7 protein-coding genes and 1 riboswitch are annotated in these 11,054 nt (G+C 67.0%); of the genes, 3 read left to right on the forward strand and 4 right to left on the reverse strand.

Annotated elements, in window-relative coordinates:
- Together E1261_RS38465 and E1261_RS38470 are read right to left on the reverse strand one after the other, a co-directional pair.
- On the reverse strand, nucleotides 1–1,313 hold a 1,313-nt coding region (locus E1261_RS38465), incomplete at its 3' end, for a hypothetical protein (protein WP_202875398.1).
- A gap of 7 nt (nucleotides 1,314–1,320) precedes the next feature.
- Nucleotides 1,321–3,792: a M64 family metallopeptidase gene (locus E1261_RS38470; protein WP_165952787.1), complete on the reverse strand. Its 2,472-nt coding sequence runs from the start codon at nucleotides 3,790–3,792 to the stop codon at nucleotides 1,321–1,323.
- A 181-nt stretch (nucleotides 3,793–3,973) separates the two neighbouring features.
- Between E1261_RS38470 and E1261_RS38475 the strand changes: the two genes are divergently transcribed.
- The 3 genes from E1261_RS38475 (at nucleotide 3,974) to E1261_RS38485 (ending at nucleotide 8,761) form a co-directional block, all read left to right on the forward strand.
- Nucleotides 3,974–4,555 (forward strand): DinB family protein, encoded by a 582-nt coding sequence (locus E1261_RS38475; RefSeq protein ID WP_132414683.1) that lies wholly within the window; start codon nucleotides 3,974–3,976, stop codon nucleotides 4,553–4,555.
- Nucleotides 4,556–4,613: 58 nt separating this feature from the next.
- A riboswitch (cobalamin riboswitch) is annotated at nucleotides 4,614–4,726 on the forward strand.
- A 136-nt stretch (nucleotides 4,727–4,862) separates the two neighbouring features.
- The gene (locus tag E1261_RS38480; protein WP_238176695.1) at nucleotides 4,863–7,697 is read left to right on the forward strand and encodes a ribonucleoside-diphosphate reductase subunit alpha; all 2,835 of its coding nucleotides are present in this window, start codon (nucleotides 4,863–4,865) and stop codon (nucleotides 7,695–7,697) included.
- Nucleotides 7,694–8,761, forward strand: coding sequence for a ribonucleotide-diphosphate reductase subunit beta (locus E1261_RS38485; RefSeq protein WP_165952788.1), 1,068 nt, complete (start codon nucleotides 7,694–7,696; stop codon nucleotides 8,759–8,761). The genes E1261_RS38480 and E1261_RS38485 overlap by 4 nt, the downstream gene beginning before the upstream one ends.
- 129 nt (nucleotides 8,762–8,890) lie before the next feature.
- On the opposite strand, the gene E1261_RS38490 is transcribed toward E1261_RS38485, so the two are convergent.
- Together E1261_RS38490 and E1261_RS38495 are read right to left on the reverse strand one after the other, a co-directional pair.
- Nucleotides 8,891–10,069 (reverse strand): alginate lyase family protein, encoded by a 1,179-nt coding sequence (locus tag E1261_RS38490; protein WP_132414686.1) that lies wholly within the window; start codon nucleotides 10,067–10,069, stop codon nucleotides 8,891–8,893.
- A gap of 81 nt (nucleotides 10,070–10,150) precedes the next feature.
- A partial coding sequence (locus E1261_RS38495; RefSeq protein WP_132414687.1) for an amidohydrolase family protein occupies nucleotides 10,151–11,054 on the reverse strand: 904 nt, incomplete at its 5' end.

Raw genomic sequence — 11,054 nt, forward strand, 5'->3', positions numbered from 1 at the left:
TGTCTATAAGGGAAAGCCGTCACATCAGCCTCGACCTGCACCCCATCCTTCGGCAGCACCGCCCCGATGAACCCATCGGCTCCGGCCGGCTTGAAGACGAACTTGAGCCCATCCAGACTCACCTCACCGAAGACGTCCGGGCCGCCACTTCCGAGCCGGATCCCCCCGGCTCCGCTGAGCTTCTGGTACTGCAACCGCGTCCCGTCCGGCTCCCCGAACAGCACGGTGGGCTCGCCGTCAGCCTTGCCCCGCTCGACGATCGCCTCCAGCGACCCGCTCGCCTTCGCCGGTCCGGCAGCTCCGTCCGCGAACCCGGTCAGGATCTCGAGCCCCTGGCCCGGCCGGATCAGCACCGCCACCCCGCCGGAGAAGTCCAGATCGGAGCGCACAATCAGCTCGATGTCCTCGGCCAGCGGCAACTTGAACCCCAGCACCCCCTCGAACGAAGGCACCAGCGCCAGCCCCGGCAGCGTTCCGCCGGCGCCGGGCAGCTCGATCATCCGGACCGCCGCCGACACCCGGTTCGTGGTGTCCTCGCCGACCACCCGCCGGAACGGTGAGATCTCCAACGCGCGCGGCCGATCGGTTCGCGTCCCCTGGACGGCCTGCGCCGCCGCAGCATCCAGCGGCACGTGCGACGACCGGTTGCCGAGGGCCGTCATCAGGTTGTCCACCTGCGACGCGAAGGCGCCGAAGTCGAAGTCCGCCGTACCCCATCCGAACGTTTCGCGCAGCATCCTGCCCGGGTCCGAGACAGCCTGCGGCAGGGCCGCCAGATCGAACCGGCGCGCCATGTACCCCGGCCGGATGCCTTCCGGCGCCTGGTACTTCGCGGTGATCACCCCGAGGGTACGCAGCGCGAAACCGAGCTGCGGCTGCCGCCCGACGAGGTACTCGACGAGCAGATGATCGATCAGCTGGCGGGGAAACTTCTCGCGGAACCCGGCCGCCACCAGGTCCGGCGGATAGGCACTGGCCGGTGCACTCGCGAGGGCGCTGATCGCGTCGACGAGTTCGGTCACCGCCGACACCGCCGCGGCGACCGTCCCGGCGTCGAGGTTGAGCACCGGCTCCCTGCCGGGCGCCGACCCGACCTGCAGGCCGCCTTCGCCGACCAGCCTGGTCAGGTTGTCGTACAGCCGGTCGACCTTGGCCCCGAGATCCCGGATCGGCGCCGGGACCTGCACCGGCGGCCAGCCCAGCCGGATCAGCAGCGCGTCGAATCCCTCCGCGGTCTCCAGCGCCGTCCGCAACGGCAACAAGGCCTGTCCGACCCCAGCGATCAACCGGCCGACCGTATCGAGTTCGCTCATGGCCGCCTCACCGCTTCTTCGGTTCCGGATAGCGCGCCGAATCCAGCAGCGCGTGGTACGACGGATCGAGCCGGTTCACGATCAGCCAGCTGCACACGAAGCAGAACTCCCCGTCGCCGCCGTTGCTGTGGCTGTCCCGCATCCGGCAGGAGCCGGCCGGCCGGTAGATGCCACCTGCGGACCGCCACCCGCCTTCGTACACACCGATCAGGCGGCTGGAGTTGCACGGCCCCTTGAAGTCCCGGATGCTCTTCGGGTCATCGTCGTCGTCGTTGGTGAAAACATTGTCCGGATCCGAGTTCATCGGCGCCTGCCGGTCGTTCAGGTAGCCCAGCACCTTCGGCTCGGCCAGGTGCCGCGGTGCCCCGTTCTCGTCCAGGAGCGGCACGTAGAGCAGCGATCCGGCCCAGATCGTCAGATCGATCGGAATCTCACCGGTCAGGACGACATCGCCGTTGTCCCGGTTGACCCGGGCGATCGACAGACCGGTCAGGGTCCGTGCCGGGCCGCCCAGGAGTTGCTCACCGCGCGCCGAGGTCGACTGGATCCGTACGGACACCTTGAGCTGCTGTCCCCACAGCTGGTACCAGTGGGCGGCATCGCGGCGGTCGATCCGGATCACCACCTCGCCCGGTGTGGCCGACGCGGTGGCAACGATCCTGGCCGACTCCCGGACGCGTGGCAGGCCGAGCCATTTGACCTTCCGCGCGTCCACCTTCTCGCCGTCCGTACCCAACCTGATGTCGTGCCGGGTGGCGAGGTTGTCGAAGGCTGTCGTGCCCTCGGCCTGCGGGCTCTCACCGTCGGCCTCCTCGTACTCGTCCCCGAGGTTCAGGCTGTGCCCGAACTCGTGCACGAACGTGGTGCCGAGGTCGCTGAGGTCCGCCACCGGGAAGTAGCCCGCGATCTTCCGGCGGATCCGGAAGCCGTCGCGTTCGTAGCTGACGATCCCCTTGGGCTGCAGGGTGACCGCGCACATCGTGCCGTCGTTGAAGTTCGTTCCACCCTCCAGCGCGTCGTGCACGACGATCCCGACCAGGCCACGACTGGGCTTGTTCAGGCGAAGATCCGGCACCCACACCGAGCCGATGTCCTGGAACGGTGGTCGCGAGTACTTCAGGCTGCTGAAGAAATCCGTGATCGAGGTCCGGCGCGGCGTCTGGTCGTAGCCGAGCTGCAGCTCGGGCGGGTGCCGGCGCGGATCGGACGTCAGGACGCGTTCCGTCGACGCCTCGAAGAACTGGTACACCCTGCGCTGGAGCTCCCGAACGACACTGTTGGCCGGATCGTCGTCGACCGGCTGGGCGAGTTGTCCGCCGGCCCGCGAGATGTTGTCGGCGAGCCGACTGCCGCGGATCAGGCCGAAGAAGGTGTCGCGCGCGTCGAGGATCGAGTCGGAGCGTTCGGTCCGCCATTCCTCGATCAGCTCGACCGGGACCCGGCCCGGGTCGATGTTCAGCAGCCGGCGCTGCCAGTCGGCCAGGATGTCGGCCGCCGGGCGATTCTCGGCCGGCGGGGCCAGGCCGACTCTGCCGACCAGGTCGCTGAGCTGGTAGGTCTTGCGGGCGCCCGGCCGGACCGGCGCGGGGATCGGGCGGCCGTTGCGGTCGTCGTCCTGGATGTCCCGGATCCGGTTGCCGACGGTGAGTCCGCGTTGCTGCGACGGCACGAACGCCTTGAAGACGTTCATCGACCCGCCGAGCATCCCGAACGGCTGGTTCCGCGGCTTCTCGAACATGTCGTGGACCATCTCGTCGACCATCGCGTCGAACCGGCCCCGGTCCTCGGCCAGGAACCCCTCGGACAGGAAGACCATGTTGGGCACCGTCTGCACCTCGGCGAGCCGCTCGATCCGCAGCGGTTCGAGGACCGGCCGGCTGGTCATCAGGTAGTCGACGACGCGAACCGGCAACTCCTTCGGCATCCCGCCCTTGAATCGGCCGCGCACCATCACGGTGTCGGCTCCGGAGGTCTCGACGACCCCACGGAGCCGGTCACCCGGCTCGACCCGGAGCCGGGCCGGGTCCGCGCTGGTCAGCTCGACCAGGCCGGAGTCGGTGATGTCACCGACCAGGTCGACATCGGGATCGCCGTCGTTGAACCGCGCGTAGACCGACGGCTGCGAGTGCGCGTACAGAAGGTCGCGCCCGGTGGTGATGGAGTCCTGCCCGAACCACCAGTCGACCAGCTCGCTGTGCACCTGGAGCCGGCCGACCATGTACTCGTTGCCGAACCACAGATGGAACAGATAGACGCCAGGACGGGTCGACCGGACCCGATCGCCCTCCAGAACCGGAAGGTCCATGAACCGTTCACCGACCTTGCGGTACGGCGAGAGGAACTGCACCTGGAAGTTGGTGATCGGCTCCAGCCGATCGACACCGGATCCGTCGGAGGTTCGCCAGAGTGGCCGGAGATGCAGTACATCGTCGGCGAGCATGTGCAGGTCACAGTGCGGCCGCAGAACGATCCGGTCCAACGGATGCCCCTCTCCCATCGTGGACTGGCCACCAGGATCCGGGGGTCTGACAGCGGTGGACAACCGGGAGTGACGGCTCCTGCACCATCGGGCATGGGGTCGGCGTGATCGGGTCACGTTGACTTTTCGGGGGCGCGCGGGGTTCAATTCGAACAGGTGTTCGATTCGAAGGGAATGTTCGATGCCGGAGGCGTTCGACTGGGAGTTGCTGCATCGGCCGTCGGCGATGGCTATGGTGCGGGGGCAACTGGGGTTCAGTTGGATGGTGCTGTCGGGGCGGCTGGCGCGGTTGACCGACGAGGAGTACTTCTGGCGGCCGGGCGACGAGGCGCTGACCGTCGTACGGCGGCATGTCGCGGGGCGGTATCGGTCACTGGGTTCGGGTGAGTGGGTGGCGCAGTGGCCGGACGAGCCGGATCATCGGGGGCCGCGGACGATCGCATGGCTGATCGCGCATCTGACCGAAACGTTCTTCGAGCGGTGGGAGTGGACGTTCGGGCCGAAGGAGCAAGGGCGCGGTGACATCACCCTGCACGGGAACGCGCGGGATGCGGTCGCCTGGCTGACGCATTGGGTGGAGGCGTGGCAGGACGGGATCGCCTCGTTGCCGGAGGAGTATGTGGCGACTGTGGGGCTGAGTCAGGCGACCGCACTGGATGCCGAGGAGCCCTTCGGGCACGTGGTGTTACGGCTCAACCGGGAGCTGATCCATCACGGATCGGAGATCATGACGTTACAGGATCTGTATGGCGTCGCGGCGTGAGAACCACAACATGTGCGACATTCGGCGTGTCGATACCGCTAGATCTAGTGGCTGCCCTAGAGTCTGTCGAGCTGGCGGTCAGGGGAATCCGGTGCGAGTCCGGAGCTGCCCCGCAACGGTGAGCAGAGAGTTTCTGCGAGTCCGGATACCTGTCGCCGGCGCGTGCACCGCCGGTGCACGCGGTCCGAGACCTCGAGGGTGGGTCGCAGGGCGAGACGACAGTTTTCCGGCCGGTGCTGTCCGTCCCGTCATGCGCTCATGCCTCCTGGTCGCGGTCCTCCGCACACGCAGGGAGAGAAGAGCTTCTGTGTCCATTGCTTCCACATCCCGATCGGCTGCCGGCGAGGCAGACCGGGGGACTCAACTGACCGTCGTCCGCCGCGACGGCAGTACCACTGGTTTCGACGCGACCAAGATCTCGGTCGCCGTCACGAAGGCGTTCCTGGCGGTCGAGGGTAACGACGCCGGTACCACTCACCGGGTCCGCGACCTGGTCGCCGACCTGACCGGCCGGGTCGTCGAGGCCCTGACCAGTCGCGGCGGCGCCCGCCGTACCGTGCAGGTCGAGGACGTCCAGGACCAGGTCGAGCTGGCTCTGATGCGCGCGGGAGAGCATCAGGTCGCCCGGGCCTACGTCCTGTACCGCGAGGAGCGGACCAAGGCCCGCACCCCCGCCGACCCGGCCGAGCTGGCCACCACCAAGCCGGTCGTGTCGGTCCGCCAGGCCGACGGGACCCAGGCTCCGCTCGACGTCGAGCGGCTGCGCGTGATCGTCGCCGAGGCCGCCGCCGGACTGGACTCCGTCGACCCCGAGCAGATCCTGAACGAGACAATCGGTTCCTGTTACGACGGGATCGCCCAGCACGAGGTCGAGCTGGCCCTGGTGATGGCCGCCCGGTCGTACGTCGAGACCGAGCCGCAGTACAGCTATGCCGCGTCCCGCCTGCTCCTGGACCAGATCCGCCGTGAGGCGCTCGGCCGGGTGCACGGCGAGCCCCGGCAGGCCAGCCAGGCCGACATGGCCACGGCGTACGCCGAATACTTCCCGCGCTACATCGCGACCGGGATCGAGGCCGGTCTGCTCGACCCCGAGCTGGCCACCTTCGACCTCGACAGGCTGTCCGCGGCGATCCGGTCCGAGCGCGACCTGGACTTCGCCTTCCTCGGCCTGCAGACGCTGTACGACCGCTACCTGCTGCACATCGACAAGACCCGCTTCGAGCTGCCGCAGGCGTTCTTCCTGCGGGTCGCGATGGGGATGGCGCTGCGCGAGGACGATCGCGAGGCCCGGGCGATCCAGTTCTACGAACTGCTCAGCTCGTTCCGGTTCATGTCGTCGACACCGACCCTGTTCAACTCCGGTACGACGCGCCCGCAGCTCTCGTCCTGCTTCCTCACCACCGTGGACGACGACCTGGCCGGCATCTTCGCCGGCATCCGCAACAACGCCCTGCTCGCCAAGTACTCCGGCGGCCTGGGCAACGACTGGACCCCGGTCCGCGGCATCGGCGCGAAGATCCGCGGCACCAACGGTGAGTCGCAGGGCGTCGTACCGTTCCTGAAGATCGCCAACGACACCGCGGTAGCAGTCAATCAGGGTGGAAAACGTAAGGGGGCGGTCTGCGCCTACCTCGAGACCTGGCACATGGATATCGAGGAGTTCCTCGATCTGCGCAAGAACACCGGGGACGAGCGGCGTCGTACTCACGACATGAATACGGCCAACTGGGTGCCGGATCTGTTTATGCAGCGGGTTGAGGCCGACGGGCAGTGGACGTTGTTCTCGCCGGACGAGGTTCCTGATCTGCATGATCTGTTCGGGGACGCTTTCCGGGAGGCGTACGAGAAGTACGAGGCGGCTGCTGATCGCGGGGAGATCCGGGTCTTCCGCCGGGTCCGTGCGGTCGAGCTGTGGCGCCGGATGCTGACGGTGCTGTTCGAGACCGGGCACCCGTGGATCACGTTCAAGGACCCGTGCAACCTGCGCTCGCCGCAGCAGCACAACGGTGTCGTGCACTCGTCGAACCTGTGCACCGAGATCACGCTGAACACGACCGTCGAGGAGACCGCGGTCTGCAACCTGGGCTCGGTCAACCTGATCGCGCATCTGACCGAGACCGGCCTGGACGCAGATCTGCTCCGAGACACGGTGAAGACCGCGGTCCGGATGCTCGACAACGTCATCGACGTGAACTTCTACACCACGCCGGAGTCGGAGCGCGCCAACCAGCGGCACCGCCCGGTCGGCCTCGGTCTGATGGGCTTCGCCGACGCGCTCTTCTCACTGCGCATCCCGTACTCGTCGGAGGCCGCCGTCGCGTTCGCCGACAGCTCGATGGAGGCGATCAGCTACCACGCGATCGACGCGTCCAGTGATCTCGCCGCCGAGCGTGGCCGCTACTCGACGTACGACGGTTCGCTGTGGAGCCAGGGTGTGTTGCCGATCGACTCGCTGGAGATCCTGCGGTCGGCGCGCAACGGTGACGTGATCCTGGACGACGCCAAGACGCTCGACTGGGATGCGCTCCGGACCAAGGTGCTGCGGGACGGCATGCGGAACTCCAACGTGATGGCGATCGCGCCGACGGCGACGATCTCCAACATCTGCGGGGTCAGCCAGTCGATCGAACCGGCGTACAGCAACCTGTTCGTGAAGTCGAACATGTCCGGTGAGTTCACGGTCGCGAACCCGTACCTGGTCGCCGACCTGAAGGCGCGCGGGTTGTGGGACCAGGTGATGGTCTCCGACCTCAAGTACCACGACGGCCTCCTGGAGAACATCGACCGGATCCCGGCCGACCTCCGCGAGCTGTACGCGACGGCGTTCGAGATCGACCCGCTGTGGCTGATCAAGGCCGCGTCGCGCCGGCAGAAGTGGATCGACCAGGCGCAGTCGCTGAACCTGTACATGGCCTCGCCGTCCGGCAAGGCGCTCGACGAGCTTTACCGGAACGCGTGGCGGTACGGGCTGAAGACGACGTACTACCTGCGTTCGCAGTCGAAGACTCACGTCGAGAAGTCGACACTGCAGGGCACCGACGGAAGGCTGAACGCCGTCTCCGCCACCCTGCCGCTACCGCTGCCCGAACCGACCGGAGCGATCTGCTCACTCGAAGACCCTGACTGCGAGGCCTGCCAGTGACGACCACCGACAACGCCACGGGCCTCGGCTCGATCACGGTCGGCGCCGACCGGATCAGCGTCTCCGACAAGGCGATGATCAACGCCCGCGCCGACGTGAACCAGCTGCTCCCGCTGAAGTACAAGTGGGCCTGGGAAAAGTACCTGGCCGGCTGCAACAACCACTGGATGCCGACCGAGGTCTCGATGCAGGCGGACATCTCGCTGTGGAAGAGCAAGGACGGTCTGACCGATGACGAGCGGCTGATGCTGAAGCGCAACCTCGGCTTCTTCGCCACCGCGGAGTCCCTGGTCGCGAACAACATCGTCCTGGCCGTCTACCGCCAGCTCACCAACCCCGAGTGCCGGCAGTACCTGCTGCGCCAGGCCTTCGAGGAAGCCGTGCACACGCACACCTTCCAGTACATCTGTACGTCGCTCGGTCTCGACGAGGGCGAGCTGTTCAACATGTACCGCGAGGTGCCGTCGATCTCCGACAAGGACGCCTGGGCGCTGAAGTACACCCAGCATCTCGAGGACCCGGACTTCAAGACCGGTACGCCGGAGTCCGACACCGCGTTTCTGCGCGACCTGATCGCGTTCTACGTGGTCTTCGAAGGCATGTGGTTCTACACCGGCTTCGCGCAGATCCTGTCCCTCGGCCGCCGGAACAAGATGGTCGGGATCGCCGAGCAGTACCAGTACATCCTGCGCGACGAGTCGATCCACCTGAACTTCGGCATCGACTGCATCAACCAGATCAAGCAGGAGAACCCGCACCTGTGGACCGAAGCCTTCCAGGCCGAGGTCCGCCAGATGCTCACCGAAGCCTGCGAGCTCGAGGTCGCCTACGGCCGCTCCACCATGCCGAACGGCATGCTCGGCCTGACCGCCGACCTCTGCGAGCAGTACATGCACTTCATCACCGACCGCCGCGCCGAACAGATCGGCCTCGCCCCGATCTTCGGCGAGACGCGCAACCCGTTCGGCTGGATGTCCGAAGTCATGGACCTCAAGAAGGAGAAGAACTTCTTCGAAACCCGAGTGATCGAATACCAGTCCTCCAGCGGCCTCAGCTGGGACTGATCACCACCGCACCACCAACCGCCGTCGCCCGACTCCCCAGTCAGGCGGCGGCGGTTCGCCGTACCGGCCCAATCACCGCCGTCCCACGCCACCAGTTGCGGCCGGAGACAAGAAGCCGCGGCCGGAGGGTTAGCGGGGGTTGTCGGCGTGGGTGAGGGTTTCCCAGGCGAAGAAGTAGTTGGCGCCGGCTGGGCGTTTGCTCTGGGTGTAGGCGAGGGTTGTGGGCATCTGCTGGTTGAGGCGGTTGTGGTAGTGGTTGTAGACGATTTCGGTGACGGGGCCTAGCCCCTTCTTGACTGTGCCGCCGCAGAGATTGGCTGGTACGGCGGCGCCGTTCTCCAGGCGGGTGTGGAAGTAGTAGCCGTCGGTGAGGCGCTTGCCCGCTTCGCCGTACAGGTTGACGCCCTGGTGCCAGGCAGTTTCGGCGACATGTGTCGCGGCGGTGAGTCCCCAGCCGGTGTGGCCGAAGTCGCGGCAGGTCTCCTGCGCGAGTCCGTTCGAGAAGGTCGACTGGCCTTGCCAGTAGTCGATGATCTCCTCGCGGGTGTCCTTCGACGAGCAGGTCGAGGGCGCCTTCGGCCAGGCGCCGTCACTCGTCTGATAGACGTAGCCGGGCAGCCGGCCGCGCCACAGGCTCACGGCCTTGTCGAACGCGGCCCGGTCCTCGAGGAACACTGCGATCCCGATCGCTGCATCCGTCATGATCAGTTCCCAGTTGCCGTTCTTGCACCCGGCGCCGTTCCGGATCTCCGGCAGGTACACGTCGCGGAGCATCGTCTCGAACCGCGTGCGCTGGGCCCACGAACCGCCGTACAGATGTTTGATCAGTTCACCGGTCCGCGAGAACGATGCCCCGGACCATCCGGTCTGCAGGGGTGCGTTCGAGTTGGTGTGATCCTTCAGTACGGCGGACCACGCGTCCATGATCTGGATGGCCTTCTGCGCGTAGCGGTCGTCGCGGGTGAAGTACCACAGCAGGGCATGCGTGTACGCGGCGAGCGCGTCGTTGCGTTCGTCGGAGCAGCCGAGGTTCGGGTTCGAGTTGGAACCGCATTCGACGACGGCGCGTGGCTTCGGCGTGTACGACAAAGCGCCGTACGTGCTGGCCTTCATCGCGTTGTACGCCGCCGTCTGCGGCTGGGCCCCGGCCAGAACCTGCTGCCGGGCGAAATCGAGCTGCGCTTTGTCGACGAGCACACCGGGATGCTTGAAGGTCGCGGGCGCCGCCGTACTGGGGCCGGCCGTGCAGAGTGCGGCGATCAGCGTCAGTACGACGGCGACGAGGAGTGGGCGGTGCTTTCTGGTCATTGCTGCCTCCTGGGGGCGGTTGGGGCATGCGCCAACGAAGCTACCCAGAGGCGATCTATTAGTAAACCTTCCTGTCCTAATTCAGTTGAGGCGGCGCCGGAGGGTGGGGAGGAGGTCGAGCGCGTTGGATCGTTCGATGCGACGGCGGGATCGGTTGTCCATGGCGGGGTCGTGGTCGAAGGCGCTGACGACAGCACGAACCTCGGCGTCCGTGCGGGCCGGCCAGTCCGATCCGAACAGCAGGTGGGTCGGGTCGGCGACGGCACTCAAGGTGCGGTAGGCGCTCGGCGAGGTCGGGAGCGCGGTGTCGTAGTAGAAGCGGCGGAGGGCACGGGAGACCGCGGCCGGGTCGAGGCCGGTCCTGATGCGATCCGCGGCGTACGGGAGGAAGCCGCCGCCGTGGGACAGGATGATCTTCAGGCGCGGATAGCGATCGAGAGTGCCGGTGGTGATCAGGTTGACCGCCATCACGGTGGTCTCGTAGAGGAAGTCCAGGACCCAGTTGTCGACTCCGCCCGGACTGCCGGGGTTGCCGGGCAGGCCTTGTGGGTGGGTGAAGACGACCGCCGCGCGCCGGTCGAGCGCCGCGAGCAACGGGTCGAACGCCGGGTGACCGAGATAGTTGCCGCGGGCATTCGTCATCAGAAGGATGCCGTCGGCACCGAGTTCGTCGAGCGCGTACGTCGCCTGTTCGACGGCGAGCTGTGGATGCTCCAACGCGACCGAGGCGAAGAACCCGAAGCGACGCGGATAACGCCGTACCAGGCCGGCCGCCTCCTCGTTCAGTAGCCGGATGCCGGAGCGCGCCATTTCCTCGTCCCGGAACACCATCGTCGGCACCGGATACGACACCACGCCGGCCGCGATCCCGTTCCCGTCCATCACGTCGAACGCCCGCTCGAGGTCGTACGTCGCCCACTCCGGAGGCGCACCCGGATCAACCACCCCAGCCCGCACTGCCCAGTCGTATACGCCCTGCGTCAAC

Source organism: Kribbella albertanoniae, from assembly GCF_004348455.1.
In the GTDB taxonomy this organism is placed as follows: Bacteria; Actinomycetota; Actinomycetes; order Propionibacteriales; family Kribbellaceae; genus Kribbella; species Kribbella albertanoniae.

What these genes read in the sequence shown, in the direction of transcription:
- E1261_RS38475 (WP_132414683.1), top strand. Translation starts at nt 3,974, where the DNA reads ATGCCGGAGGCGTTCGACTGGGAGTTGCTGCATCGGCCGTCGGCGATG.
- E1261_RS38490 (WP_132414686.1), bottom strand. Translation starts at nt 10,069, where the DNA reads ATGACCAGAAAGCACCGCCCACTCCTCGTCGCCGTCGTACTGACGCTG.